This window comes from Blastococcus sp. PRF04-17 (genome assembly GCF_023016265.1).
Classification (GTDB): domain Bacteria; phylum Actinomycetota; class Actinomycetes; order Mycobacteriales; family Geodermatophilaceae; genus Blastococcus_B.
In genome coordinates, this window is the sequence record NZ_CP095412.1 from 440,419 (window position 1) to 466,526 (window position 26,108).

At 73.2% G+C, this 26,108-nt stretch carries 23 protein-coding genes and 1 pseudogene; 18 read left to right on the plus strand and 6 right to left on the minus strand.

From position 1 onward, the window contains the following. The first annotated feature begins 7 nt into the window (after positions 1-7). The 5 genes from MVA48_RS02205 (at position 8) to MVA48_RS02225 (ending at position 6,616) form a co-directional block, all read left to right on the plus strand. Complete coding sequence (locus MVA48_RS02205; protein ID WP_246985300.1) at positions 8-787, plus strand: alpha/beta hydrolase; 780 nt, start codon at positions 8-10, stop codon at positions 785-787. A gap of 162 nt (positions 788-949) precedes the next feature. Continuing rightward, positions 950-2,587 (plus strand): peroxidase family protein, encoded by a 1,638-nt coding sequence (locus MVA48_RS02210; protein WP_246985301.1) that lies wholly within the window; start codon positions 950-952, stop codon positions 2,585-2,587. A 223-nt stretch (positions 2,588-2,810) separates the two neighbouring features. Then, positions 2,811-4,886, plus strand: a complete 2,076-nt coding sequence (locus tag MVA48_RS02215; protein ID WP_246985303.1) for a putative bifunctional diguanylate cyclase/phosphodiesterase — start codon at positions 2,811-2,813, stop codon at positions 4,884-4,886. Continuing rightward, a complete protein-coding gene (locus MVA48_RS02220) occupies positions 4,883-5,749 on the plus strand; it encodes an HDOD domain-containing protein (protein WP_246985305.1) in 867 nt (288 codons plus the stop codon). Before MVA48_RS02215 ends, MVA48_RS02220 begins: the two co-directional genes overlap by 4 nt. A gap of 84 nt (positions 5,750-5,833) precedes the next feature. Next, complete coding sequence (locus MVA48_RS02225; protein WP_246985307.1) at positions 5,834-6,616, plus strand: SDR family oxidoreductase; 783 nt, start codon at positions 5,834-5,836, stop codon at positions 6,614-6,616. Positions 6,617-6,773: 157 nt separating this feature from the next. Here the strand turns inward: MVA48_RS02225 and MVA48_RS02230 are convergent, their stop codons facing one another. Further along, positions 6,774-7,916, minus strand: a complete 1,143-nt coding sequence (locus tag MVA48_RS02230) for an acyl-CoA dehydrogenase family protein (protein ID WP_246985309.1) — start codon at positions 7,914-7,916, stop codon at positions 6,774-6,776. Between the two features lie 7 nt (positions 7,917-7,923). After that, a complete protein-coding gene (locus MVA48_RS02235; protein ID WP_246985311.1) occupies positions 7,924-9,099 on the minus strand; it encodes an acyl-CoA dehydrogenase family protein in 1,176 nt (391 codons plus the stop codon). 167 nt (positions 9,100-9,266) lie between these two features. On the opposite strand from MVA48_RS02235, the gene MVA48_RS02240 reads away from it, so the two are divergent. Next, positions 9,267-10,730, plus strand: coding sequence for a mannitol dehydrogenase family protein (locus MVA48_RS02240; RefSeq protein WP_246985320.1), 1,464 nt, complete (start codon positions 9,267-9,269; stop codon positions 10,728-10,730). Here the strand turns inward: MVA48_RS02240 and MVA48_RS02245 are convergent. Further along, positions 10,677-11,405 (minus strand): hypothetical protein, encoded by a 729-nt coding sequence (locus MVA48_RS02245; RefSeq protein ID WP_246985322.1) that lies wholly within the window; start codon positions 11,403-11,405, stop codon positions 10,677-10,679. The two genes, MVA48_RS02240 and MVA48_RS02245, sit on opposite strands and share 54 nt — an antisense overlap. A 159-nt stretch (positions 11,406-11,564) precedes the next feature. Between MVA48_RS02245 and MVA48_RS02250 the strand changes: the two genes are divergently transcribed. Continuing rightward, complete coding sequence (locus MVA48_RS02250) at positions 11,565-13,001, plus strand: sensor histidine kinase (protein ID WP_246985324.1); 1,437 nt, start codon at positions 11,565-11,567, stop codon at positions 12,999-13,001. Then, positions 12,994-13,665: a response regulator transcription factor gene (locus MVA48_RS02255; RefSeq protein WP_246985326.1), complete on the plus strand. Its 672-nt coding sequence runs from the start codon at positions 12,994-12,996 to the stop codon at positions 13,663-13,665. Before MVA48_RS02250 ends, MVA48_RS02255 begins: the two co-directional genes overlap by 8 nt. Before the next feature lie 5 nt (positions 13,666-13,670). Here MVA48_RS02255 and MVA48_RS02260 read toward each other — a convergent pair whose 3' ends face one another. The 3 genes and pseudogenes from MVA48_RS02260 to MVA48_RS24445 all read right to left on the minus strand — a co-directional run. Continuing rightward, positions 13,671-14,840 carry a 4-hydroxybenzoate 3-monooxygenase gene (locus MVA48_RS02260; protein WP_246985328.1) on the minus strand — a complete coding sequence of 390 codons (1,170 nt, stop codon included), beginning with the start codon at positions 14,838-14,840 and terminating at the stop codon, positions 13,671-13,673. Positions 14,841-14,890: 50 nt separating this feature from the next. Further along, positions 14,891-15,136 carry an IclR family transcriptional regulator domain-containing protein gene (locus MVA48_RS23900; RefSeq protein ID WP_441300203.1) on the minus strand — a complete coding sequence of 82 codons (246 nt, stop codon included), beginning with the start codon at positions 15,134-15,136 and terminating at the stop codon, positions 14,891-14,893. Positions 15,137-15,252: 116 nt separating this feature from the next. Then, positions 15,253-15,666, minus strand: a pseudogene (locus MVA48_RS24445) (IclR family transcriptional regulator); the annotation flags it as partial. Between the two features lie 66 nt (positions 15,667-15,732). Here MVA48_RS24445 and pcaH point away from each other — a divergent pair. The 10 genes from pcaH (at position 15,733) to MVA48_RS02315 (ending at position 26,041) form a co-directional block, all read left to right on the plus strand. After that, entirely contained in the window at positions 15,733-16,479 is a 747-nt protein-coding gene (gene pcaH / locus MVA48_RS02270; RefSeq protein WP_246985342.1) for a protocatechuate 3,4-dioxygenase subunit beta, read from the plus strand. After that, positions 16,476-17,051 carry a protocatechuate 3,4-dioxygenase subunit alpha gene (pcaG, locus tag MVA48_RS02275; protein ID WP_246985344.1) on the plus strand — a complete coding sequence of 192 codons (576 nt, stop codon included), beginning with the start codon at positions 16,476-16,478 and terminating at the stop codon, positions 17,049-17,051. The genes pcaH and pcaG overlap by 4 nt, the downstream gene beginning before the upstream one ends. A 22-nt stretch (positions 17,052-17,073) precedes the next feature. Continuing rightward, positions 17,074-18,396 (plus strand): 3-carboxy-cis,cis-muconate cycloisomerase, encoded by a 1,323-nt coding sequence (gene pcaB / locus MVA48_RS02280; protein ID WP_246985347.1) that lies wholly within the window; start codon positions 17,074-17,076, stop codon positions 18,394-18,396. Then, positions 18,393-19,172, plus strand: a complete 780-nt coding sequence (pcaD, locus tag MVA48_RS02285; RefSeq protein ID WP_246985349.1) for a 3-oxoadipate enol-lactonase — start codon at positions 18,393-18,395, stop codon at positions 19,170-19,172. The genes pcaB and pcaD overlap by 4 nt, the downstream gene beginning before the upstream one ends. Next, positions 19,169-19,561 carry a 4-carboxymuconolactone decarboxylase gene (gene pcaC / locus MVA48_RS02290; protein ID WP_246985351.1) on the plus strand — a complete coding sequence of 131 codons (393 nt, stop codon included), beginning with the start codon at positions 19,169-19,171 and terminating at the stop codon, positions 19,559-19,561. The genes pcaD and pcaC overlap by 4 nt, the downstream gene beginning before the upstream one ends. 154 nt (positions 19,562-19,715) lie before the next feature. Beyond that, on the plus strand, positions 19,716-20,579 hold the full coding sequence (locus MVA48_RS02295; protein ID WP_246985353.1) for an FAD binding domain-containing protein: 864 nt from the start codon (positions 19,716-19,718) through the stop codon (positions 20,577-20,579). A 33-nt stretch (positions 20,580-20,612) separates the two neighbouring features. Beyond that, complete coding sequence (locus MVA48_RS02300) at positions 20,613-21,146, plus strand: (2Fe-2S)-binding protein (RefSeq protein WP_246985355.1); 534 nt, start codon at positions 20,613-20,615, stop codon at positions 21,144-21,146. Then, entirely contained in the window at positions 21,143-23,497 is a 2,355-nt protein-coding gene (locus MVA48_RS02305) for a xanthine dehydrogenase family protein molybdopterin-binding subunit (RefSeq protein WP_246985357.1), read from the plus strand. Before MVA48_RS02300 ends, MVA48_RS02305 begins: the two co-directional genes overlap by 4 nt. Next, the gene (locus tag MVA48_RS02310) at positions 23,484-25,040 is read left to right on the plus strand and encodes a sugar ABC transporter ATP-binding protein (protein ID WP_246985359.1); all 1,557 of its coding nucleotides are present in this window, start codon (positions 23,484-23,486) and stop codon (positions 25,038-25,040) included. Before MVA48_RS02305 ends, MVA48_RS02310 begins: the two co-directional genes overlap by 14 nt. Further along, positions 25,037-26,041 carry an ABC transporter permease gene (locus MVA48_RS02315; protein WP_246985361.1) on the plus strand — a complete coding sequence of 335 codons (1,005 nt, stop codon included), beginning with the start codon at positions 25,037-25,039 and terminating at the stop codon, positions 26,039-26,041. Before MVA48_RS02310 ends, MVA48_RS02315 begins: the two co-directional genes overlap by 4 nt. Positions 26,042-26,108 lie beyond the last annotated feature (67 nt).

The window sequence follows — 26,108 nt, forward strand, 5'->3', positions numbered from 1 at the left end:
CGCCGTTGTGACGCGAGCCACGTCCGCACTGGAGATCCACGGCCGCTCGCCGGCCGAGGACGACGGCCGGCCGCCGCTGCTCTTCGTCCACGGCCTGGGTCACGGCGCCTGGTGCTGGGAGAACTGGCTGGACGCCGCCGCGGCCGCCGGCTGGTCGGCCACGGCCGTCTCGTTGCGGGGGCACGGGAACAGTCCCGGGCGGCTCCGGACGGCGGTGCTGCGGCAGTACGCCGACGACGTCGTCGCGACCGCGCTGGCACTGCCGCGGCCCGCCGTGCTCGTCGGGCACTCGATGGGCGGCCTGGTGGTGCAGCAGGCGTTGGCGCGGTACGCGGCCCGGGCCGCCGTCCTGGTGGCGCCGGTGCCCGCTCACCCGGCGGTCGCCTCGCTGGTCGCCATCGCGCGCCGTCACCCGGCCGACGCGCTGCGCATCGTCGCCGGCGGCTCGCTGCCCCTCCGTCCGGACTACCTCTTCCACGAACTGGAGCACGCCGAGGCGCAGGCGCACTCCGGCCGCTGCCACGGGGAGTCGGCGCTGGTGCAGTACCAGCTGCTGATGCACCGCCCGCCCCGACCGCCGCTGGGCTCCCCGCCGGTGCTGGTGCTCGCCACTCCCGACGACCGGCTGGTGCCGATCGGGGGCATCCGGGCCACCGCCCGCCGCTATCGCGCCGAGGTCGTGGAGTTCCCGGGCATGGGGCACGACCTGATGCTCGACGCCCGCTGGCGCGAACCCCTCGCCGCCATGCTCCGGTGGCTCGGGAAACGGTTCCCGACCGCCTCCTGACCCGGTGGACGTTCACCTGGCGCGACTGAGTGGTCGCGCTGGGTGGGCGGGCGGGCGCGTCTCCTCCGTTCGGGACGAAGGCGATTGACGCCCCCCGCCGCCACCCCGAGCATCCGGCCCGACGCCGTCCGGAGGCTCCGAGACGGTGCCCGAGGGGGAGCCATGCCGCTGATTCCGCCCGCCCTGGAGCGTCCGGTCGCCATCGCCACCGACGTCCTCCGGTACCTGCCGTTCGGGCCGCGGCTGGTGACGTCCGGGTTCGTCGCCCTGCTCGCCAACGCCACCGCACCGCGGCCGCGGCCGCTGACGCTGGCCGGCGACTACGCCAGCTGGGTGAGTCTCACCGACCGGACGTTCACCGGAAGGCACCTGCCGCCGGCACCTGCCGACCGGCGGCTGCCCACCGAGGCCGAGGTGCTGGACCTGTTCCGCCGGCGACCCGGGACGGAGCAGCCGTCGACGGACACGACGGTCATGTTCCTGCTCTTCGCCCAGTGGTTCACCGACAGCTTCCTGCGCACCGAGCGCAGCGACTGGCGCAAGAACACGTCGACCCAGGAAATCGACTTCTGCCAGATCTACGGGCTCTCGGAGGCCAAGGCCCGCATGCTGCGGTCCATGCAGGGCGGCCGGCTCAAGTCGCAGCAGATCGACGGTCAGGAGTTCCCGCCGTTCCTCTTCGAGCGCACGGCGAGCGGCGGGCACGCGGTCAAGCCGGAGTTCAAGGGCCTGCACGACGAGGACTTCCTGCTCGACGTCCTGCTGGCCGGGGTGTCCGACCGGCAGAAGGACCTCTTCTTCGCCGTGGGCCTCGAGCACGGCAACTCCACCATCGGCAGCACCTCGCTGGACGTGCTCATGGTGCGCGAGCACAACCGGATCGCCGGCCTGCTGGCGCGGGAGTACGAGGAGGGCCGCGAGTCGCCGCGCTGGCCGCGGCCGATGCGCGACGAGGACCTCGACGAGCGGCTGTTCCAGACAACCCGGCTCATCATGCTCGTGCTGCTGCTCAAGATCGTGGTCGAGGAGTACATCCGGCACATCGCCCCCTACGACCCGCCGCTCAAGGTGCTGCCCGGCTTCGCCGCCAGGAAGCCGTGGAACCGGGCCGGCTGGATCGCCGTCGAGTTCAACCTGCTGTACCGGTGGCACATGCTGGTGCCCGAGACGGTGACGACCGAGGACGGCGTCGTGGAGGCCAAGAGCTTCCTCCGCGACAACAACGCGCTCGTCGTCGAGAAGGGGATCGAGTGGGTCATGGCCCAGGCCTCCCGCTCGCGCGCGTCGCGGATCGGACTGTTCAACACCCCCTTGTTCATGACCGACCGGGAGTCGCCCGAGCACCCCTCGGTCGAGGAGCGCTCGATCGGCCTGATGCGGTTCGCCCGGCTGGCCTCCTACAACGACTACCGCGAGCGGTTCGGGATGGAGCGGAAGAAGAGCTTCGCGGAGGTCAGCAGCGACCCCGAGGTGCAGCGGCGGCTCGAGCAGCTCTACGGGGACGTCGACCACCTGGAGTGGTACGTCGGCATCTGGGCCGAGGACCACCCCGGCGACCAGATCATGGGCGACCTGCTGACCGCGATGGTCGGCTACGACGCGTTCACCCAGGCCCTCACCAATCCGGTGCTCGCCCCGCAGGTGTTCACCGAGGACACCTTCACGCGGGCCGGGATGACCGTCATCAGGAAGACCGGCACGCTGCAGGACATCCTGGCCCGCAACATCACCTCGCCCTCGGCGGCCGTCGCCCGCTTCACCCACGGGTCCGAGCGCCGGAGCTGGCGCCGCCGTCGCTGAACGCCTGTCCACGGACCCGGTCACGGGGCTCTCACCCCGCCTTCACCCCAATGGGGGGCCCCGAGCACGTTCGGGTGAAGACGAGGTACGCGATCGGCCGAAACACTCCCCAGCGGGTTCCGGCCCAGCTCGGGAGCGCGGTCGACCGCGGCCGCCACGAGCTGGCCCCGGGGTCCGTCGACGCCGCCGAGCGGCGGCGTCACGGAGCAGCGGAGGGAGGACCGTGTCCGTCTCGATCAGCGCACACCACGAGGACATGGTGCCGCCGGAGATCGTCTCGACCGTCTTCTACAGCGCGACCGTCAGCGACACCCTCGCCATCCTGGTGGCCGAGGCCGCCCACGGGGGCCAGCGGCTGACCTGGTGCAACGAGGGCGCCGTGAAGCTGCTCGGCTACGGGGTCGACGACGTCCGCGCCCTGCCCCTGGACCAGCTGTTCCCCAGCCTCGGCGGGGGTGAGCTCAAGCTGCTGCTGCGCCGCGAGCGCTCCGCCCGCATGACCGTCCCGGTCCGCACCGCCAGCGGTGCGGTCATCGACGCCGTGGTCATGACCACCCCCGACCCCAGCGGCCGGATGTGGACCATGCGCCTGCTGTCGACCTCCAACGAGCAGGAGCGCGCCCTGCGCGCCACCGCCGACGCGCACGAGCGCCGCTTCTCCGCGCTGACCGAGCGGTCGCCGGTCCCGACGCTGCTCTCGGAGCAGGGCATGCGCCTGGCGCACGTCAACGACGCGTTCTGCTCCCTGGTGGGCCTGCGCGCCGAGCAGCTGCTGGGCACGGGGTGGATCAACACCATCCACGAGGACGACCTCGACGGCGTCATCGAGCAGGTGGCCGCGGCCCTCGACGGCGACGAGGTGGAGATCCAGGCCCGTCTGGTGCGGGAGGACGCCACCGTGCGGACGACGGTCATCCGCTTCGCCCACCTGTTCACGCCGGGCGTGGGCGCCGGCTTCGTCGGCACGATCGAGGACATCACCGACCGCCTCGCCTTCGAGGCCAAGCTGGCGCACCAGGCCAACCACGACCCGCTGACGGGGCTGCCGAACCGCACGCTGCTGGCCCAGTACGTCGCCGAGCGCTTCGAGCGCGGCACCGGCGCCCTGGCCTGCCTCTTCATGGACCTCGACAACTTCAAGGTGGTCAACGACTCGCTGGGCCACACCGCCGGCGACGAGCTGCTGGTGGAGGTGGCCACACGGCTGCGCTCGACCGTGCGGCCCGGCGACCTCGTGGCCCGCTTCGGCGGCGACGAGTTCGTCGTCGTGTGCGAGAACGTCGACGAGACCGCGGCGGTGGCACTGGCCGGCCGGGTCTCGGGCGCCCTGGCCACGCCGATGCGGCTGGGCGGCGTGGACGTCCGCCCCTACGCCAGCGTCGGGGTCACCGTGCAGACGGCCGAGCACGAGTCCGCCGACGAGCTCATCCGCGACTGCGACATCGCGATGTACCAGGCGAAGGCGGGCGGTAAGGGCCGGATCACCGTCCTGGACCAGCAGGCCCGTGCCGAGGCCCGGGACAAGCTGCGGCTGGTCGCCGAACTGCGCGACGCGATCGAGCGCCGTGAGATCACGCTGACCTACCAGCCGATCTTCAGCTCCGCCGAGGGACTCCCGGTGGCCGTGGAGTCACTCGCCCGGTGGGAGCACCGCGACCGCGGGCCGATCAGCCCGGCGACCTTCGTGCCCCTGGCCGAGGAGAGCGGTCTCATCTCGGGCCTGGGCCTGCTGGTCCTCGACGAGACCTGCCGGCAGATCGCCGAGTGGGATCACCTGCTGGGCCCCGCCGCTCCGCCGCGCGCGAACGTCAACGTGTCCGCGCTGCAGCTCGACGACAACCTGCCCTCGCAGGTCGCCGCCGCGCTCGAGCGCCACCAGCTCGAGCCGTCGCGGATCTCGGTCGAGATCACCGAGTCGGCCCTCATGAAGGACCCCGAGTGCGCGCGGGAGATCCTCCAGCAGTTGCGCGACCAGGGCATCGAGCTGGCCATCGACGACTTCGGCACGGGCTACTCCTCACTGGCCTACCTCCGGCGCCTGCCGGTCGACTGCCTCAAGGTGGACCGGTCGTTCGTCGCCGAGATGGCCGGAGGGCACCCCGAGATCGCCTCCGCGGTCATCGCGCTGGCCGCCACCCTCAACCTCTGCACGGTCGCCGAGGGCGTCGAGACCCTCGACCAGGCCGCCGAGCTGACCTCGCTCGGGGCCACCTTCCTGCAAGGCTTCAGCCTCGCCGAGCCCATGACCGGCGGGCACGCCGCCGCCTGGTTCGCCTCACACGTGGAGACCTCCCGATGACAGTGTCACCGTTCCCCGAGGTCGTCGCCGCCCCGGTGTTCGACATCGAGCAGATCCTGGCCGGCATCGACACGATGGCCGCCCAGCGCCCGGTGGCGGCGCAGATCGTCTCGGTGGCCAACTCCGACGACACGAACGCCAAGGCCCTGGCGCGGATCCTCGCCTCCGACGTCGCGCTGGCGTCGCGGGTGATGAAGCTGGCCAACTCCGCGTACTTCGGCATGCGCGGGCGGGTCACCTCCCTGCAGTTCGCCGTCACCGTCGTCGGCTTCACGACGGTGCGGACCATGGCCACGGTCGCCCTGACCAACCTGGACGACGAGTCGCGGCTGCCCGAGAACTTCTGGGACGTGACGACCAGCGTCGCCCTCGCCGCCGCGACCCTCGCGCCGCGGTTCGGCGAGCGGCCGCAGGACTCGCTCTGCCTCGGCCTGCTGGCCCAGATGGGCGCGGCGCTGCTCAACCACAACGACCCCGACGGCTACGCCGAGATCATGGCCAGCCAGCCCACCTACCGGGGGCGGCGGACGGCGGAGACGCGGCGGTACGGCATCAACAGCCTGCGGCTGACCGCGATCGCGCTGGAGCAGTGGGGCTTCCCGACCACCATGACGACCCCGCTCATGGAGATCGACGACTACCGGAACTCCGACGGTGCCCTGCTGCGGGCGGCGTTCGAGGTCGCCGCCCGGCTGACCACCGAGGACTACGACGAGGTCCCGATCTCCAAGATCACCTGCGGGCGGCTGGGGGAGGACGACCTCGTCCCGGTCCTGGACCTGGTGCGGGCCGACGCGGCCGAGCTGCGGCGGGCGATGCTCGGTGAGACCTCCGACGACGACGCCGGGGAATGGGTCGAGTAGGAGAAGGACCCCCTGTCCCCCCTCCGCTCGCGCGCTCGCGGCGGGCCCCTGCAAGCGGGCCACTCGTCCGGTAGGAGTTACCGAGTGCGCACACGTAGCGGTCTCCGCAGCATCGTCGTCAGCGGCGCGGGGCGGGGCATCGGCCGGGCCACGGCCGAGCTGTTCCTCTCCCGCGGCTGGCGGGTGGGCCTGTACGACGTCGACGCCGATGCCGTCGCCGAGGTGGCCGCCGGTCGCGCGGACGCCGTGCACGGGCGGCTCGACGTCCGGGACCCCGACCGCTGGCGGGCAGTGCTCGACGACTTCTGCGGGGACGGGGGCCTCGACGTCCTGGTCAACAACGCCGGCGTCCTGGCCTCGGGGCCGTTCGCCTCGATGGACGCCGCGACGCACCGGCGCATGGTCGACATCAACGTCACGGGCGTGGTGAACGGCGCGCTCACCGGGCACCCGCACCTGGCCCGCTCGTCCGGCCTGCTGCTCAACCTGTGCTCGGCCTCGGCGCTCTACGGACAGCCGACGCTGGCCACGTACGGCGCGACGAAGGCGGCGGTCAAGTCGCTGACGGAGGCCCTCGACATCGAGTGGCGGCGCGATCGCGTGCGGGTACGCAGCCTGCTGCCGCTGTTCGTGAACACCGAGATGGTCACCCGTGACGGGCGGCAGGCCTCGAGCGTGGGTTCACTGGGCGTCCGGCTCACCGCCGAGGACGTCGCCGCCGCGGTCTGGCGGGTCGTGCACGAGCGACGCCGGCCGCTGCGCTCGCCGCACCGGGCGGTCGGCCGGCAGGCGCAGATGCTCGCGGCGCTGTCGGCGGTCAGCCCGGACTGGGCGCAGCGCCTCGTCGTCCGCCGCCTCGCCGGCTGAACCCCTCCTCGCGCTTTCGGTACAGAAAGCGCGGGGCCCCGCGTGCGCTTTCGGTACAGAAAGCGCGGGGCCCCGCGTGCGCTTTCGGTACAGAAAGCGCGGGGCCCCGCGTGCGCTTTCGGTACAGAAAGCGCGGGGCCCCGACGTCCGGCGGGTCTCAGGCGTAGGGCGCGCCCAGCGGGTCGACCGTCGGGTAGCTCGCGACGTCGGCGGCCAGCCGGTCGGCGGCCCAGTCGCCGTCGCCGAGCAGGTGGTCGATGGCGGTGAGCCGGCTGGTGTAGTGCCCGACGCTGTACTCGGCAGTGACGCCGATGCCGCCGTGCAGCTGGATGGCCTCCTTGCCGATGTGCCGGCCGGCGCGGCTGGTCTGCAGCCGGGCGCGGTCGGCTGCGGAGACCACGTCGCCCCCGGCGTCCTGGACCATCGACGCCCACAGCGCGGTGCTGCGGGCCAGTTCCAGCGACACGTACATGTCGGCGGCGCGGAAGGTGAGCGCCTGGAACTTGTTCAGCGTGACCCCGAACTGCTTGCGGGTCCTGAGGTACTCCGCGGTGGTGCGCAGAGCGGTGTCCATCGCGCCGATCGCCTCGTGGCTGTAGGCGATGCGCGCCTCGGCCTGGGCCCGCTCGATCGCGGCGGTCTGGTCACCGGACCCCAGGGCGACCGCCGGCGTCCCCTCGAACCGGACCTGCGCCGCCCGCGTGCCGTCGTGGGTCCGGTAGGAGGTGCGGGTCAGGCCCTGGGCGTCCCCCCGGACGACCAACAGCCCCGTCCCACCGTCGACGACGGCGCTGACCACGAGGACGTCGGCCCGCGCGCCGCTGGGCACCGGCTCCTTGACGCCGGTCAGCGTCCAGCCGTCGCCGTCCTGCGTGGCGGTGACCGCCTCGGCCGCCGGGCTCCACCGGGTGCCGGGCTCGGCGTGCGCGAAGACCGCGATCGTCGTCCCCTCGGAGATGCCGCCCAGGATCTCGGCCTTCTGCTCGTCGGTGCCGACTGCGGCGACGAGGCCCCCCGCCAGCACGACGGTCTCGATGAACGGCTCGGGCGCGAGCACGCGGCCGATCTCCTCGGCGACGATCGCCACCTCGACCGGTCCGGCCCCCATGCCACCGTGGTCCTCGGCGAAGGGCAGGCCGAGCAGGCCCATCTCGGCCAGCCGCGACCAGGTCTTCTCGTCGAAGCCCGGGTCGGTGGCGACGACCGAGCGGCGCTGCTCGCTGTCGGCGTACGCGCGGGCCAGCAGGCCGCGGACCGCCTCCCGGAGGTCGTTCTGCTCGCTGTCGTAGTCGAAGTTCACGGTTGTCTCACAACCCCAGGATCGAGCCGGCGATGATGGTGCGCTGCACCTCGTTGGAGCCTCCGTAGATGGAGACCTTGCGGTAGTTCAGGTAGTGCGGCGTCGCCGCGCGCGCCCACGCGGGCACCTCCGAGCCGTCGCCGGCGAAGGAGGCCAGCGAGAGCGGGCCGGCCAGGTCGACGAGCAGCTCGGTGGCAGCCTGCTGGAGCTCCGAGCCGCGCAGCTTCAGCACCGACGACGCGGGATGGGGCTTGCCGTCGGCGGAGTTGGCCACCACGCGCAGGGCGGTGAGCTCCAGGGCGACCAGCTCGTTCTCCAGCTCGGCGATGCGGGCGGCGGTGCGCGGGTCCTCGATCAGGGGGCGGCCGTTCGACCGCATCTCCCGCGCGTGCTCCTTGGCCTGGGCCAGCATCTTCTTGGTCGAGCCGATGCGGGCGATGCCGACGCGCTCGTTGCCGAGCAGGAACTTCGCGATCGTCCAGCCGTCGTTCTCGGTGCCGATCAGGTTCTCGGCCGGCACGCGGACGTCCTCGAAGAACACCTCGTTCACCTCGTAGGTGCCGTCGAGCAGCTCGATGGGCCGCAGCGTCACGCCGGGGGAGTCCATCGGGAAGACCAGCATCGAGATGCCGCGCTGCTTCTTCTCCGCCGTCGGGTCGGTGCGCACCAGGCAGAAGATCCAGTCGGCGTGCTGGCCGAGCGTCGTCCAGGTCTTCTGGCCGTTGACCACCCAGTCGTCGCCGTCGCGGACGGCGGTGGTGCGCAGCGACGCCAGGTCGGAGCCGGCGTCGGGCTCGGAGAAGCCCTGGCACCACCAGATGTCGAGGTTGGCGGTCTTCGGCAGGAAACGCTCCTTCTGCTCCTGCGTGCCGAAGGTCGCGATGACCGGGCCGATCATGCTCGCGTTGAACGGCAGCGGCTCGGGCACGCCGGCCAGCTGCATCTCCTCGCGCCAGATGTGGTGCTGCAGGGGCGTCCAGTCCTTGCCGCCCCACTCGACCGGCCAGTGCGGCACGGCGAGACCCGCGGCGTTGAGGACCCGCATGGCCTCGACGTACTGCTCCTTGGTCAGCTCGCGGTGGGAGGCGACCTGGTCGCGGATCTCCTGGGGCACCTGCGTGGTGAAGAAGGTCCGCATCTCCTCCCGGAAGGCCTCGAGCTCCGGGGACAGCTGCAACCGCATTCGGTTCTCTTTCCTGGACGGCGGTGTGGGCGACGGCCGCATCGCCGTCGCTCGTACCTCGGACGATCCCACATTTTCTACCGGCGGGTAGCAACGGCCCCAGGACACGGCGGCGGGTCCGGCAGTTCCGGGCCGCCGAAACGTCGGGTAACGGGCAAGGTGGAGGGGTGACGCCCCTCGCCGAGCGGTTCCTCGGCTCGCTGGCCCCGGCGGTCTCCGTCCCCACCTACGACCGCTCGCGGGTGCGGGTCGGGATCGTGCACCTGGGGGTGGGCGGCTTCCACCGCTCGCACCAGGCGATGTACCTGGACCGGCTCATGCAGTCGGGCCTCGTGGGATCGGCCGGAGCGCCGGACTGGGGCATCTGCGGCGTCGGCGTGCTGCCGGCCGACCGGGCGATGGCCGAGGTCATGGCCGCGCAGGACTGCCTGTTCACCCTGGTGGTCAAGTATCCGGACGGTGCCCTGGACGCGCGCGTCGTGGGCTCCCTCGTCGAGTACCTGTATGCGCCCGACGACCCCGACGCGGTGGTGGAGAAGATGGCCGACCCGGCCACGCGGATCGTCTCGCTCACCGTGACCGAGGGCGGCTACAACGCCTCGGCCGTCACCGGCGAGTTCGACGGCAGCAATCCCGGCGTGGTCCACGACCTGCAGCCGGGGGCGGCGCTGCGGACGTCGTTCGGCCTGGTCGTCGAGGCGCTGGTCCGGCGGCGGGAGCGCGGGCTGCCGCCGTTCACCGTGGTGTCGTGCGACAACATCCCCGGCAACGGGGACCTGGCGCGGCGCAGCTACAGCGCCTTCGCCGGACTGCGAGACCCGGAGCTGGGGGAGTGGGTGGCCACCCATGTGCCCTTCCCGAACTCGATGGTCGACCGCATCACCCCGGTGACCAGCGACGACGACCGCGCGGAACTGGCCGAGCGGTTCGGCGTCGAGGACCGCTGGCCGGTGGTCTGCGAGCCGTGGACCCAGTGGGTGCTCGAGGACCGGTTCTCCAGCGGCCGGCCGCCGCTCGAGGACGCCGGCGTCCAGGTCGTGGACGACGTCGGCCCCTACGAGCTGATGAAGCTGCGGCTGCTCAACGCCGGCCACCAGGTCCTCGCCCACCTCGGCCGGCTGGCCGGGTTCGAGTACGTGCACGAGGTGGCGGCCGACCCCCTGTTCCGCCGGCTGCTGACGGGCTATCTCCACGAGGAGGGGACGCCGACCCTGCCCGCGGTGCCCGGCATCGACCTGGCGGCTTACCAGGGCGAGGTGGTCGCCCGCTTCTCCAGCCCGGCGATCCGCGACACCCTGGACCGCATCCGCGCCGAGGCGTCGGACCGGATCCCGCAGTTCCTGCTCCCGGTGATCCGGGCGAACCTGGCGTCGGGCGGGGAGATCCGCCGGTCGGTCGCCGTCCTGGCCGCGTGGGCGCGGACCGCCGAGGAGCTGGAGCTGACCGACGCCCGTGCCGAGCGGCTGCGGGAGCGGGCCCGCTCCGAGGACCCGCTGGCCTTCGTCGCCGACCGGGAGCTGTTCGGCGACCTGGTCGACGACGAACGGTTCACCAACGCCTACCGGGAGGCGCTGGCATCACTGCGTGCCCGCGGCGCCCGGGCCACCGTCGAGACCCTGCTTGGTCCCTGACCCGACCGCCGGCCGGCGCAGGAGCGCGAGGCCGTAGGCGGACAGCCCCAGGAAGACCCAGGCCGGCGGGTGCGGGACCGGCAGGCCGGCGCCGTCGGCGATCCCCGCCAGCACTGCCACCGGGACCGCGAGCAGACTGGCCAGGGGCGCCCACCGCGGGAGGACCCGACGGCGCAGGGCGACGACGGCGAGCGTGACGACGCCGACCAGGAGCAGCAGCATGCCTGCCACCGCCGCGACGGGGAGCCACGCCTGCTCGGCGTAGATCTCCTCGAGCCGCGCGTCGGCCGCCGCCGGTGCCAGGCCGCGGTCCAGCGATGCCTCGACGAGGCTGTAGGGCACGGCGCCGAGGAGCGTCGCGAGCGAGATCGCCGCCAGCGCGGCGACGCCTCCGCGGCCGAGCCGCCCCCGCAGCCGGGCCGCGAGGACCAGCATGCCGGTGACGAAGGCGGCGGCGGCGGCGACCTTGACCAGGTGCACCGCACCGTTGAGCGGATAGGCCACGACCGCTTCGCCGTAGGGGGCGGTGAGCACCTCCAGGGCGGTGGTGACGGCGACGCCGAGCGCGCCGCCGGTGACCAGCGCGGCCGGGGTGCGGAGCGGCCGGGTGTCGGCCGGGTGGGCGGTGGCAGGGGCGGGGGCAAAGGGCATGGACGACGTCGGCGATGCGGGCACGGGAACCTCCGGGGTGAGCAGGGGAGACGGTCGGTTCCAGGCTCGGTGAGCCGGGGGACGGCGGGAACGGGGCCACCCGCCTCGACGGTTGCGGCTGCCCGCAGTCCTTCCGGGGGACAGCCCTCTCGACCAGGGGCGCCGGACCGAGACAATGAGGCGGTGGCCGTACCGGGCGGAGCATGGACGCTGCCCGGTGCTGCCTGCGGGGTCCTCGCCCTGCTGTCCCCGGCGCTCCTGCCCGGCGAGGGGAGTGCCGTCCTGACCGCCGCGGCCCTGCCCTTCGGCTTCTACGCCGCCGGTGCGATCGCCCGCGCCCTGCGACCGGGGCACCCGGTCGCCGACCGGCTGCTGGCGGTGGGCACCCTCCACCTGGCCGCGATCGCCTGCGCGGTGGTCGTGGCCCGCACCCCCGGTGGCGGCTGGATCGGCGCGGCGGTGGGCTGGGCGTCGGCGGTGTTGTTCGTGCTCGGTTTCGTCGCCGTCCTCGACCTGCTGGCCCGCTACCCCGGCGGTGGCTACGCCTGGCCGTGGGCGGCGCCGCTGGTGCGTGCCACGTGCGTCCTCGCCGCCGTCGCGGCCACGGTGACGGTGGTCGCTGATCCGCGGATCACGTCGGTCCTGGAGCTGCCGACCGGCCCGAACCCCGCGCACGTCCCGGCCCTGGCGCCGGCCGCGGGAGCCGCCCTGGTGGCGCTGATCGCTCCACTGGCCGGGCTGGCCTTGCTGCTCGCGCGCTACGTCGGCGCGCCCGAGCTGGACCGCGCCCAGATGCGCTGGCCGATCCTCACCACCGCGGTGCTCGTCGTCGGCCTGGTGACCACGGGGCTCGCGGAGCGCGTGCTCGGGCCGGAGGTCCAGGCCGCGCTGTTCGTCGGTACGGCGGCTCTGCTGCCCGCGTCCTTCCTGGTCGGCCTGCTGCGGCGGGCCGAGCAGGAGGAGCGGCTGGCCGCGGTCGAGGAGTCGCGGGCCCGCCTCGCGGAGGGGGCGGTGACCGAGCGGCGGCGGATCGAGCGGGACCTGCACGACGGCGCCCAGCAGCAGCTGCTGGCGCTCCTCGCGCGGGTCGAGCTGGCCCGCGCCCGGCTCGGTCCGGACGCCGATGCCGCCGTCGACCGCGAGCTGCGGGAGATCAGCGCGGCCGTGGCAGACGTGCACCGCGACCTGCGCGAGCTCGCCCGCGGGATCCACCCCGCCGTCCTGACCGACTGCGGGCTGGGCGAAGCCGTCCGCTCGGCGCTGTCCCGGCTGCCCCTGCAGACCGAGCTCGCAGTCGCGCGGGACGTCGAGCGCCGCCGCTTTCCCGCCACCGTGGAGTCCGCTGCCTACTTCGTCGTCCTGGAGGGCCTGAGCAACGTGCTCAAGCACGCGGGGAGCACGGCGGCCCGCGTCGAGATCTCCGCCGACGGCGATGCACTGACCGTCGCGGTGCACGACCCGGGCCGCGGGTTCGCCGCGCCGGCCGCTCCGGGGCACGGGTCGGGGCTGCTCGGTCTGCGGGACCGGGTGGCCGCGGTGGGCGGGTCCCTGGAGGTCTGCAGCCGCCCGGGCGCCGGGACGACGGTGCGGGGCGTCCTCCCCGTCTCCGGCCGTGGCTGAGCTGCGGGTGGTCCTCGCGGAGGACAGCTACCTCGTCCGCGAGGGCACCCGGCAGCTGCTGGAGTCCACGGGCGAGGTGACCGTGGTCGCCGCGGTCGGCACCGCCGAGGAGCTGCTCGACGCGGTCGAGCGGCTGCATCCCGACGCCGTCCTCACCGACATCCGGATGCCGCCCGACCACGGGACGGAGGGCATCCGGGCGGCGCACGCCATCCGGGCGGCCCATCCCGGGGTCGGCGTCGTGGTGCTGTCGCAGCACGCCGAGGAGGGCTACGCGCTCGAGCTGTTCCGGGACGGCGCCGACGGCCTCGGCTACCTGCTGAAGGAGCGGATCGGGGACCGGGCGCAGCTGGTGCACGCGCTGGCCGAGACCTGCCGGGGCGGCTCGGTCGTCGACCCGGTCCTGCTCGACGCACTGGTCGGGCGGCGTCGCCTCGCCCCCGCGTCGGCGCTGGACGAACTCACCCCCCGGGAGATGGACGTCCTGCGGGAGATGGCGCAGGGCCGGTCGAACGCGGCCATCGCGGGCAGGCTGTACCTGTCCGAGTCCTCCGTGGAGAAGCACATCGGGGCGATATTCGGGAAGCTCGGCGTGGGCGAAGGGCGGGACCTGCACCGCCGGGTGGCAGCGGTCGTGACCTATCTGAGGACGACCGGCGGCTGACCGGTTCAGTCGACGGGCAGGCCGGTGTAGTTCTCGGCGAGCTCGCGGGCAGCGGCTTCCGACGACACCACACGGCGGAGCTGGGAGAGCTGGAGCTCGGCGTCGAAGTCGTCGCCCGACCGATGCAGCATCGAGGTCATGTACCAGGAGAAGTGCGTGCACCGCCAGACGCGAGCCAGGGCGCGGTCGGAGTAGCTGTCGACCAGGTCGGTCTGCTTCTCGTCGAGCAGCCGGACCAGCGCCCTCGCCAGCAGGGTGACGTCGGCGACGGCGAGGTTGAGACCCTTCGCGCCGGTCGGCGGCACGATGTGTGCGGCGTCGCCGGCGAGGAACAGCCGCCCGCGGCGCATCGGCGCGCTGACGAAGGAGCGCATCGGCAGGATGGACTTCTCGGTGACCGGACCGGTGGTGAGCTCCCAGCCGTCGTGGGCGAAGCGCGTCGCGAGGTTGTCCCAGATCCGGTCGTCGGACCAGTCCTCGATCTTCTCGGACGGGTCGACCTGCAGGTACAGCCGGGAGACCTTCGGCGACCGCATCGAGTAGAGGGCGAAGCCGTCGGGGTGCCAGGCGTAGATCAGCTCGTCGGTCGCCGGCGCCGCGTCGGCCAGGATGCCCAGCCACGCGTAGGGGTAGGTCCGCTCCCAGGTACGGCCCCTGCCGCCCTCCTGGACGACCGCGCGCGACGGGCCGTGGAAGCCGTCGGTGCCGGCGATCACGTCGCACTCGAGCACCTGCGGATTGCCGTCGGCGTCGGTGAACCGGATCCGGGGCGAGTCGCCGTCGACGTCCTCGGGGACGACGTCCGAGACCTCGAACAGCAGCGGCGGGCCGCCGTCCAGCTGGGCCCTGATGAGGTCCTTGGTGACCTCGGTCTGGCCGTACACCCAGACGGTGCGTCCGCACAGCTCCGGGAAGTCGAGCTTGTGCCGGGTGCCCGGGTACTGCAGGTAGATGCCGTGGTGCTCGAGCCCCTCGCGGTGCAGCCGGTCGCCGAGGCCCACCTCGGTGAGCGTGTCCACCGTGTGCTGCTCGAGGATGCCGGCCCGGATCCGCGCCTCGACGTACTCGCGGGACCGGTTCTCGAGGACGACGGTGTCGATGCCCTGCAGGTACAGGAGCCGCGACAGGAGCAGGCCGGCCGGGCCGGCGCCGATGATGCCTACCTGGGTGCGCACGGCAGGAGTGTGACCGCGGCAACGTCCCGCTGGGAACCCGACCCTTCCGGTCAGTGGAAGTCGCGGGTGCGGGCGAGCTCCCGGCCGATGCCCCGGGCCGCCACCTCGAGGACCGGCACGAGACGAGGCAGGTCGCGGCGGTGCGGGGGGACGACGATGCCGAGTGCGGCGACCACCACGGACCCGGTGAGGCGCTCGACCTGGACCGGCACGGCCAGCGACGCCGCCCCCGGTGACATCTCCTCCGACGTCCTGGCGTACCGCCTGCGCCGGATCTCGGCCAGCTCCCGTCGCATGCGGGCGGGGTCGACGATCGTGTGGCGGGTGACCCGCGTGAGGGCGCCGAGGGTCTGCTGGACGACGTCCGGGGGGCCGCGGCGAGCAGCACCTTGCCGACGCCGGTGGCGTGCAGGGGTAGCCGGCTGCCCACCTGGCTCACGACCGGCACCGACTCGCGGCCGGAGACCCGTTCGACGTAGAGCGCGCTGGTGCCCTCCCGCACCGCGAGGTGGACGGTGTCACGGATCGCGGTGTGCACGTCCTGCAGGAACGGGGCGGCGACCTGGCGCAGTTCCATCTGCACGGGCGCCAGGAGGCCGAGGTCCCACAACTTCCGGCCGATCTCGTAGCGACCGTCCGAGCGCCGGTTCAGCGCGCCCCAGTCGGCCAGCTCGGCGAGTAGCCGGTGTGCCGTGGTCAGCGGCGTGCCGGAGCGGGTGGCGACCTCCGACAGGCTCAGGCGCGGGTTCGCGCTGTCGAACGCGTCGAGGATCGCCAGGGCACGCGAGGTGACCGAGCGGCCGGGCACCGAGCTGCGGCCGGCCATGCGGCGCCTCCCGTCCAGTGGAAGTCCGAGCTTGGGCAGCCTAGCCGCTGGCCGTACGGTCCCGGCATGACCGGGACCACAGCCGGGAGCCGGCTCGTCCTGCCGCGCTACCTGCGCGAGGACGACGCGACCCGCACGCCCGTCGGCTTCCCCGCCTACCGCAGCACCGGGCTGCGCGCCCCGCTGCACGCCCCGGTCGACTTGCCGCAGCGGCTGACCGAGATCACCGGTCCGCTGCTCGGCGAGGGGCGGGTCACGGCGGCCGACGCCGACCTCACCCGCCAGCACGACGGCGAGCCCCAGGGGCAGCGCATCGTCGTCCACGGACGGGTGCTCGACAGCGACGGCAGGCCGGTGCCGCACACCCTCGTCGAGATCTGGCAGGCGAACGCCGGTGGCCGGTACCGCCACGTGGTGGACAACTGGCCCTCGCCGCTGGATCCGAACTTCACCGGTCTCGGCCGCTGCCTGACCGACGCCCAGGGGCGGTACGAGTTCACGACCATCAAGCCCGGCGCCTATCCGTGGGGCAACCACCACAACGCCTGGCGGCCCGCGCACATCCACTTCTCGCTGTTCGGGCGGGCCTTCACCCAGCGACTGGTCACCCAGATGTACTTCCCGGACGATCCCTTGTTCTTCCAGGACCCGATCTTCAACGCGATCCCGGAGGCCGCGCGGCCATTGGCGATCAGCCGGTTCGACTACGAGCGCACCGTTCCGGAGTGGGCGCTGGCCTTCCAATGGGACATCGTGCTCCGCGGGCGCGGCCAGACTCCCTTCGAGACCGACGACGACGGAGACATCGCGTGAGCACCCCGCACACCGTGCTGCACACCACGCCCAGCGCCACGGTCGGCCCGTACTGGGCGATCGGCCTCACCTGGAAGGACGGGCCGTACGCGGTCGACCCGGGTGCGGAGGGAGCGATCTGGATCCGCGGCCGGGTCTTCGACGGCGCCGGCAACCCGCTCGCCGTCGGGCTGGTGGAGACCTGGCAGGCCGATCCGGACGGGCGCTTCGACCACCCCGACGACCCGCGCGGGCAGTCCGCGACGCCGGGCTTCCGCGGCTTCGCCCGCTCCTCGCTGGTCGACGCCGGAGAGTTCGCCGTCTGCACCCTCAAGCCCGGCCGGGTCCCTGACGGGCGGGGCGGGCTGCAGGCGCCGCACATCGACGTGTCCCTGTTCTCCCAGGGACTGCTCGACCGGCTCGTGACCCGGATCTACTTCGCCGACGAGCCGGCGGCCAACGCCGAGGACGTCGTGCTCCGCGACGTCGCCGAGGACCGGCGCCGGACCCTGCTCGCGGAGCGGACCGACGACGGCTACCGGTTCGACGTGTACCTCCAGGGGGACCGGGAGACGGTCTTCTTCGCCCTGTGACCGGCTCCGGTAGGAAGGCTCCGTGAGCGGACTCTTCGACGGCACCTTCGCGCGCGGGGGAGCGGCCGCCGCCGTCTCCGACGCGGCCTGGTTCCGCGCGCTGCTGGCGGTCGAGGCCGCCGTGGCCCGGGCGGCCGCCCGCGTCGGCCTGGTGCCGACGACCGCCGCCGACGCCGTCACGAGGGCCTGCGCCGAGCCGGCCGGCCTCGACCTGGCCTCGGTGGTCGCGCGGTCGGCCGACGCCGGCAACCCGGTGCCGCCGCTGGTGCGGGTGCTGCAGGACGCGGTGGGGGAGCGGGACGCGGTCGCCGTGCACGTGGGCGCCACCAGCCAGGACGTCCTGGACACCGCGCTAGTGCTGCTGGCCCGCGACGCGATCGCCGCGATCGACGCCGACCTGGCCGCGGCCGCCGATGCGGCCGCGCGGCTGGCCGCCGACCACCGCGACGACCTGGTCATGGCCCGGACGCTGATGCAGCAGGCGCTCCCGACCACCTTCGGGCTCAAGGCGGCCGGCTGGCTGGCCGGCCTGGACGGCGTCCGGCTGCGGCTCGCCGAGGTCGTCGCCTCGCTGCCGGTCCAGTACGGAGGAGCAGCCGGCACCCTCGCCGCGTCGTCCGGCTCGGGCGTCGTGCTGCGGACGGCGCTGGCCGAGGAGCTCGGGCTCGCGGACGCCGCGGTCGCCTGGCACACGGTGCGGCTGCCGATCGCCGACCTGGCGGGGGCGCTGGGGGCGGCGGCCGGTGTGGTCGCCACCGTCGCGGTCGACGTCGTCCTCATGGCGCAGACGGAGATCGCCGAGGTGAGCGAGGGCGGAGACGCCCGCGGCGGCTCGTCGGTGATGCCGCACAAGCGGAACCCGGTCGCGGCCATCTCGGCCCGCGCCTGCGCGCGGCGGGCGCCGGGCCTGGTCGCCACCCTGCTGTCGGCCATGGAGCAGGAGCACGAGCGGGCGGCCGGAGGGTGGCACAGCGAGTGGCCGACCCTGACCGACCTGCTCGCGACCGTCGGCTCGGCGGCGTCCTGGCTGGCCGAGTGCCTGAGCGGCCTCCGGGTGGACGCCGACCGCATGGCGGCCGGCGTCGCGGCCGCCCGCGACCCGGAGCTCGCCGGTGCCCTGGCCGAGGCGCTCGCGCCGACGCTCGGCAAGGGCGCGGGCCACGACGCCGCCGCCGCGGCCGTGCGCGAGGCCCGGGACGGCGGCCGCACCCTGCGCGATGTGCTCGCGGGGCGGTCGGACGTCGACGTCGACGCGCTGCGGGGCGTTCCCGACCCCGGTGAGGCGGCGGCGCAGGTGGACGCCGTCCTCGCCGATCACCGCCGGCTGACGGAGGGGCAGGTATGAGCGCCGTCGAGGTGTCGCACAGCGTGGCGGGGCCGGCCGGCGCGCCGGTCGTCGTCCTCTCCAACTCGCTCGGGGCCGACCGCGGGATGTGGGACCCGCAGGTCCCGCCCCTGGCCGAGCGCTACCGCGTGGTCACCTACGACAACCGGGGGCACGGCTCGTCCCCGGCCCCCGCCGGGCCGTACAGCCTGGACGACCTGGTGGACGACGTGGTCGCGCTGCTGGCCACCGTCGGGGCGGAGCGCGCGCATTTCGTGGGCCTGTCCATCGGCGGGATGATCGGCATGCGGCTGGCCGCGCGCGAGCCCCAGGTGGTCGACCGGCTGGCGCTGCTGTGCACGTCGGCGAAGCCCGAACCGCAGGGCTTCCTCGACCGCGCGGCGGCGGTGCGCTCCGGGGGCACGGGCCCGATCGCGCCGGCGGTGGTGAGCCGCTGGCTCACGCCCGGCTTCGCCGCCGGGCACCCGGACCTCGTGGCCCGGCTCGAGGGCATGATCGCCGGCTGCGAGGACGAGGGCTACGCCGCCTGCGCCGAGGTGGTGGCGGCCGTCGACCTGCGCGACGACCTGCCGCGGATCAGCGCCCCGACGCTGGTGATCTCCGGCGCCGAGGACCCGGCGCTGCCCCCCGAGCACCAGCGGCTGATCGCCGACGGCATCGCCGGTGCCGAGTTGCGCACCGTGAGCCCGGCCGCCCACCTCGCCAACCTGGAGCGCCCGCTCGAGGTCACCGGCGCGCTGCTCGCCCACCTCGACACGGCAGGAGCCTCCGCATGAGCACCGACGACGAACGCCGCGAGGCCGGCATGCGGACCCGGCGTGAGGTGCTGGGCGACGAGTGGGTAGACCGCGCGGTCGCGAACACCACGCCGTTCACCGCCGACTTCCAGGACTTCATCACCCGCATCGCGTGGGGCGACCTGTGGCAGCGGCCCGGGCTGGCGCGCCGCGACCGCAGCCTCATGACGCTGTCGGTCACCATCGCGCTGCGGCACTGGGACGAGTTCGCCCTGCACGTGCGGGCGGCCAGGAACAACGGGCTGACCGACGAGGAGATCGCCGAGGTGTGCCAGCACGCCGCGATCTACGCCGGCGTCCCCGCCGCCAACCACGCGTTCAAGGTCGCCGCGCCGATCCTCGAGGAGCTGCGCGGCGCACGGGACTGATCCGGCGGGCGGTCCGGCCGCAGTCGGTTCACGGCGCCGTGCCGGCTGGCACGATCACTGTGGCCCCCGTCACGCAAAAGTCTTGACTTCTCTGTAATACAAGAGACAAGGTTTGTCCCCTAGGGTGATCCCACACCGGGCCGAAAGGGGAGACGTGAAGCCGGGCGTTTTCGAGTACGTCGCACCGACGACGGTGGAGGACGCGCTGGCCGTCCTGGCCGAGCGCGGTGACGACACCTCTCTCCTTGCCGGAGGGCAGAGCCTCATGCCGCTGATGAACATGCGGCTGGCCCGCCCGGAGGTGCTCCTCGACCTCAACGGTCTGAATGAACTGGCGTCGTGGGGCCTGTCCGAGGACGGGCTCCGCGCCGGCGCGCTGGTCCGCGCCGCGGATCTCGAGCGTTCGCGCGAGGTGCGAGCCCAGCTGCCCACGCTGGTCGAGGCAATCAGCCACATCGGCCACCCGCAGATCCGCAACCGCACGACGATCGGCGGGAACGTCGCCCACGCCGACCCCTCCTCGGAGCTGCCGGGGATGCTCGCGGCGCTCGAGGGCAGCGTCGAGCTCACCTCGAGCCGCGGCTCCCGCACGCTGCCGTGGTCGGAGTTCTTCGTCAGCGTCTTCATGACGGCTCGCGAGCCCGACGAGATGGTCACCGCCGTGACCTTCCCGGTCCCGCATGGCTGGGACGTGCGCTTCAGCGAGATGGCCCGCCGGCACGGGGACTTCCCGATCGTCGCTCTGACCGTCGCCGTCCGGACCGACGACGACGTCGTGACCGGCCTGCGGGTGGCCGCGACCGGGGTGAGCGACCGGCCGGTCCGGCTGACCGCCGTCGAGAAAGCCGCCGTCGGGCGCCGGCTCGAGCCGAGCCTCGTCCGCGACCTGGTCGCTCTGTCGCGAGAGGAGATCGATCCGCAGCCGGACGGTGCCGGCAGCGCGGAATACCGCCGGTACCTGCTCGGGACGCTGCTCGAACGCAGCCTCCTGCCCGACGCCGCACCCGCCGCGGCCTGACCGATCCAGACACGGACGAGGAGGACATTCCCGTTGAGCATCGAGGAGACCATTGCCGCGAGCGGCGCTGACGTCGCGGAGGTGGCCGTGACCGTCAACGGCACCCGGCGTCGCGCGCAGACCGAGGTGCGCACCTTGCTGTCGGACTTCCTGCGGCACGACCTCGGGCTCACGGGCACGCACGTCGGTTGCGAGCACGGGGCCTGCGGTGCCTGCACGGTCCTGGTCGACGGCGTCGCTGTCCGCGCCTGCCTGATGCTCGCCGTGCAGGTCTCCGGCCGCGAGGTCACCACCGTCGAGGGCCTGTCCCAGGACGGCGAGCTGAGCCCGCTGCAGGACGCCATGTGGGCCGAGCACGGGCTGCAGTGCGGCTTCTGCACGCCGGGCATCCTGTGCACGCTCGAGGGTGCCGCCCGCGCGGGTGACGACATCGAGGCGGCGATGGACGACCTCCTCGGCGGCCACATCTGCCGGTGCACCGGGTACCAGAACGTGCGCGCCGCGGTCCGCCGCTGGTGCGGCGAGGGCGGCGCCGGCTGCGGATCTGCGTCAGGTGGAACCCGATGACCGTCGCTCCGGAGCGCCCGGGCTCGCTCGTCGGCGCCCGTGTCCGCCGGGTCAACGACCCCCGTCTGCTGCGGGGCGAGGGCCGCTACGTCGACGACGTCCACCTCGCCGGAATGGTGCACGCCACCGTCCTGCGCAGCCCCGTCGCGCACGCCGACATCCGCTCCTTCGACGCGTCCGAGGCGGGCGGCCTGCTGGTCCTCGGGCCCGACGACGTCGCCGTGGCCACCAACCCCCTGCGCTGCGTGTGGATCGCCGTGGGCGGGCAGCGGCAGACCCAGGTGCCGCTCGGCGAGCGTCGGGTCCGCTACGTGGGTCAGCCGATCGGCGTGGTGGTGGCCGAGTCGCGGGCCGCGGCCGAGGACGCCGCGGAGATGATCGACGTCGACTACGACGAACTCCCCACGGTCGCCGACCAGGAGTCGGCACTGGCCGAGGGTGCTCCGCTGCTGCACCCGGACTGGGGCACCAACGTGGCGGCGGACTTCCGGGTCGGGGACGACGCCGAGGCGGTCGAGGCCGCCATGGCCGGGGCCGCCCGGGTTATCGAGCGCCGGCTGGTGATCCCGCGGATCGTGCCCAGCCCCATGGAGACCCGCGGTGTCGTGGCCAGCTGGGACGCCAACCTGCGCGAACTCACCGTCTGGTCGTCCACCCAGACCCCGCATCACGTCAGGGACCACCTGGCCACCGCCCTGCGGCTGTCGGCCGACCAGGTCCGCGTGGTCGCACCCGACCTCGGGGGCGGCTTCGGGTCCAAGGAGCACCTGTACCCCGACGAGGTCATGGTCGCGCTGGCCTCGATGCGGCTCGGCCGTCCGGTCAAGTGGATCGAGGACCGCGTCGAGCACTTCACGGCCACCATGCACGCTCGGGACGCCGTCCACTACGCCCGGCTGGGCATGGACCAGGACGGCCGGTTCATCGCCATCTCCAGCGACGTCATCGGCAACCTGGGGGCCCACCCGTCGAACGTCGGTACAGGGCCGTTCCGCATCTCCGGCTCGATGTTGCCCGGGCCGTACCGGTTCGCCACCGCCGGGGTGCGCGTGCGCGGGGTGCTGACCACCACGACCCCGACCGGGGCCTACCGCGGTTTCGGCATGCAGGAGGCGGCCTGGGTGCGCGAGCGGCTGGTCGACGAGGCCGCCCGCGACCTCGGCATGGACCCGGTCGAGCTGCGGCTGGTCAACATGCTGCGCGAGGACGAGCTGCCGCACACGACCCCGACTCTGCAGGACTACGACTCCGGCGACTACGTCGAGGGCCTGTCCATGCTGCGGGACATGGTGACCAAGGACGCCGCACCGGCGGACACCAACCCGCGGGTTCGCCGCGGTGTGGGGTACGCCAGTCAGGTCGAGTTCACCGGGCTCGGCCCGAGCCCGGTGCAGAAGATCGTCGGGTTCCACCTGGGCGGCTTCGAGACCGGCGTCGTGCGGGTCGACCCCGATGGCAGCGTCGTAATCAGCTCCGGCGTCATGGGCATGGGCCAGGGCATCGAGACGACGCTGGCCCAGATCGCCGCCGAGAAGCTCGGTGTCCCGCTGGGGAAGGTGCGGGTCGCCCTCGGCGACACCAAGGTCGCCCCCTACTCGGCGTCCGGCTCGATCGCCAGCCGGTCGATGACCGTGGGCGGCGGCGCCGTCACCCGCGCCTCGATCACGCTTGCGCAGAAGATGCTGCGCATCGCCGCCCACCAGATGGAGGCCGACGCCGACGACGTCGAGCTGGTCGACGGGACGTTCCGGGTCAAGGGGGTGCCCTCGTCCGGCATCGACTTCGACTCGGTCGCGGCCTCGACCTGGCTGGGTTGGGACCTGCCTCCAGGGGAGGAAGCCGGACTCGAGGTGAAGGACATGCACGAGCCCTCGAACATCAGCTACTCGTACTCCTCGCACGCCGCCGCCGTGGCCGTGGATCTGGACACCGGCAAGGTGGACATCGAGGGTTACTGGGTGACCCACGACTCGGGCACCGTCATCAACCCGATGATCGTCGACGGGCAGGTGATGGGTGGCGTGGCCCAGGGCATCGGCATCGCGCTCTACGAGAAGATGACCTACGGCGAAGGCGCCCAGCCGACGACGACCTCCTTCCTCGACTACCTCGTGCCGCTGTCCGCCGACGTGCCGGACATGGGGATCGGCCACACCGAGCACCCGGCACCGCACATCCCCGGAGGGATGAAGGGCGCGGGGGAGGGCGGCACGATCCCCGCCCCGGCCGCCGTGGCCAACGCCGTCGCCGCGGCCGTCCCGGAGATCGCCGGGCAGGTGCTCGAGACACCGTTGTCGCCCGGGCGGATGTGGGAGATGCTGCACGAGGCGGGTCTGCATGAGCGGCCCTGAGCCAGCGCCCGCCGCCTGGCTGACGGCGTCCGGTGTCACCCACCGGTACGGCGGGGTCGCCGCGCTGAGCGATGTCGCGTTCGAGGTCCGCACCGGCGAGGTGCACGCGCTGCTCGGCGAGAACGGCGCCGGGAAGAGCACCCTGGTCCGGGTGCTCACCGGCGCGCTGCAGCCGGACGAGGGTGCGCTGGCCATCGACGGACGGCCGCTGCGCTTCTCCTCGCCGCGCGACGCGCAGGCCGCCGGCATCGGCGTCGTCCACCAGGACTATCACCTGTTCCCCGACCTGACCGTCGGCGAGAACGTGTGCGCCGTCTCGGTGCACGCCCCCACCCGTGCGGGCCTGGTCGACCGCCGGCGGATGTTCGCGACCGCTCGGGAGCTGCTGCTCGACCTCGGGATCGACATCGACCCGCGCCGGAAGGTCGCCGGGCTCGACGCCGCCGAGCGCAAGCTGATCGAAATCGCCCGAGCGCTCCTGCAGCGGCCGCGGTTCCTGCTACTCGACGAGCCGACGGCCGCTCTCGAGCCACGGGAGACCGACCGGCTGCTCGAGGTCGTCGCCCGGCTCCGTGACCGGGGGACGGGCATCATCCTCGTGACCCACCGGCTGGGAGAGGTGTGCCGGATCGCCGACCGGGCCACCGCGCTGCGCGACGGGCGTCACGTCGGAACGTTGCCCCAGGCCGACCTGTCGCCCACCACCCTGACCCACCTCATCGTCGGCTCGGCGGTCGAGGAGCTCGAAGGGCCGGCACACGCGTCCGGCGCCCCGGTCCTCCAGGTGAGCGGCCTGCGGTTGCGCGAGGGTGCCGAGCCCATCGAACTGCACGTCGGCGAGCGGGAGCTCGTCGCCGTGATCGGGCTCGTCGGCGCCGGCGTGCCCGCCGTACTCGGGGCAGTCGCCGGCTCGATCCCGAACGCCGGCGCCAGGATCACCGTCGAGGGCCGGCCGGTGCGCATCTCCGGCCCGCGCGCGGCCCGTCGGCTGGGCATCGGCTTCGCCCCCGAGGACCGCAAGCGCACGGGCCTGCTGCTGGGCCAGTCGATCGCCGCCAACATGGGTCTCGGCTCGCTGTCCAACTGGTCGCGGGGTGGCTTCACCCAGCGGGCGGCGCTGCGCAACGCCGCGCGGAACGCGGGGCAGATCTTCGACATCCGCTGCCAGTCGGTCGACCAGCCGGTGGGCTCGCTCTCCGGCGGCAACCAGCAGAAGGTGCTGCTCGGCCGCTGGCACCTGGCCAACGTGAGCACTCTCGTGGTGCAGGAGCCCTCGCAGGGCGTCGACATCGGTGCCCGGCTCGAGATCCACAAGCACCTCGTGGACTTCGCGGCCAACGGCGGTCGTGTCCTGTTCTCCAGCTCCGACATCGACGAGGTGCGGGCCATCGCGCACCGCATCTACGTGCTCCACGCCGGCGAGGTGTCAGCGGTGTTCGACAACACCGGTCCCGGCCGGCTCGACCGAGCGGCCCTCACCGAGGCCATGACGACCGACGCCCGCTCACGGCAGCCCCGGCGGAGCCAGGAGGTTCTCGCATGACCCAGACGCCCGCGCCCGCTCGGCAGGCGACGCCCCCGGCCGAACCCGCTCCCTCCGGCGGCCCCGGCCGGAGCCGCCTCCGCGTCGACGTCGACGCCCTGTTCGTCCCAGCGCTGATCGTCGTCCTCATGGTGGCGCTCAGCTTCGCCTCGCCCTACTTCTTCACCGGCCGCAACCTCGGCCAGATCCTGCTGCAGGGTGCGGTGCTCGGCATCGTCGCGGTGGGTGCCACCTTCGTCATCATCGGTGGCGACCTCGACCTGTCCATCGGCTTCAACGTCGCGCTGTCCGGCATCGTCACCGCGCTGGTCATCGTGGAGTCGGGGAGCTGGCCGCTCGGCGTCCTCGTCGGACTGCTGTGTGGCATGTTCATCGGTCTGGTCAACGGGATGCTCTCGGCGATGCTGGGTGTCCCGGCGTTCGTCGCGACCCTGGGCACAGGCACGGTCTGCGGCGGCCTGTCCCTGTGGTTCACCAACGGCGTGACGATCTCCGGCCTGCCGCCCACCTTCGCCGCGCTGGCCACCACCGAGTTCCTCGGCCTGCAGACGCTGGTGTGGTTCATGCTCGGGCTGTTCCTTGTCGGCGGCATCGTGCTGCACCGCACGAACTTCGGCATCCGGGTCTTCGCCTCCGGCGGCGGTCGCGACGCGGCGTTCCTCTCCGGTATCCCGGTCGCCGGCGTCCGCCTGGCCAACTTCGTCATCGCTGGTGGCTGCGGCGGCCTCGCCGGCGTGCTGCTCACCGCCCGCGTCCAGGCCGGGCAGCCCACGGTGGGTACCAGCCTCACCCTGTTCGCCACCGCCGCGGTCATCCTGGGCGGCACGAGCATCCTCGGCGGGATGGGCTCGATGCAGCGCACATTCTTTGGCGTGCTGCTGATCTCCGTCGTCCAGAACGGCCTCAACATCCTCGGCGTCGACTACGCACTCCAGCAGGTCGCCGTCGGAGCGGTCTTCGTGCTCGCCGCCTGTTCCGAGGTGGTTCGCCGGCGCCGCTAGGCACCCCGAAATTCGCAGGTCGAACAGCAGAGCGACGCAGCGCTCGACGTCTTGTCATACGTATCTC

Excerpts from the sequence above, each read along its gene's own strand:
- MVA48_RS02210 (WP_246985301.1), top strand. The coding sequence starts at position 950 with ATGCCGCTGATTCCGCCCGCCCTGGAGCGTCCGGTCGCCATCGCCACC.
- MVA48_RS02220 (WP_246985305.1), top strand. The coding sequence starts at position 4,883 with ATGACAGTGTCACCGTTCCCCGAGGTCGTCGCCGCCCCGGTGTTCGAC.
- MVA48_RS02235 (WP_246985311.1), bottom strand. The coding sequence starts at position 9,099 with ATGCGGTTGCAGCTGTCCCCGGAGCTCGAGGCCTTCCGGGAGGAGATG.
- MVA48_RS23900 (WP_441300203.1), bottom strand. The coding sequence starts at position 15,136 with ATGCGACGGGAGCTGGCCGAGATCCGGCGCAGGCGGTACGCCAGGACG.
- pcaH (WP_246985342.1), top strand. The coding sequence starts at position 15,733 with ATGACCGGGACCACAGCCGGGAGCCGGCTCGTCCTGCCGCGCTACCTG.
- pcaD (WP_246985349.1), top strand. The coding sequence starts at position 18,393 with ATGAGCGCCGTCGAGGTGTCGCACAGCGTGGCGGGGCCGGCCGGCGCG.
- pcaC (WP_246985351.1), top strand. The coding sequence starts at position 19,169 with ATGAGCACCGACGACGAACGCCGCGAGGCCGGCATGCGGACCCGGCGT.
- MVA48_RS02305 (WP_246985357.1), top strand. The coding sequence starts at position 21,143 with ATGACCGTCGCTCCGGAGCGCCCGGGCTCGCTCGTCGGCGCCCGTGTC.
- MVA48_RS02310 (WP_246985359.1), top strand. The coding sequence starts at position 23,484 with ATGAGCGGCCCTGAGCCAGCGCCCGCCGCCTGGCTGACGGCGTCCGGT.
- MVA48_RS02315 (WP_246985361.1), top strand. The coding sequence starts at position 25,037 with ATGACCCAGACGCCCGCGCCCGCTCGGCAGGCGACGCCCCCGGCCGAA.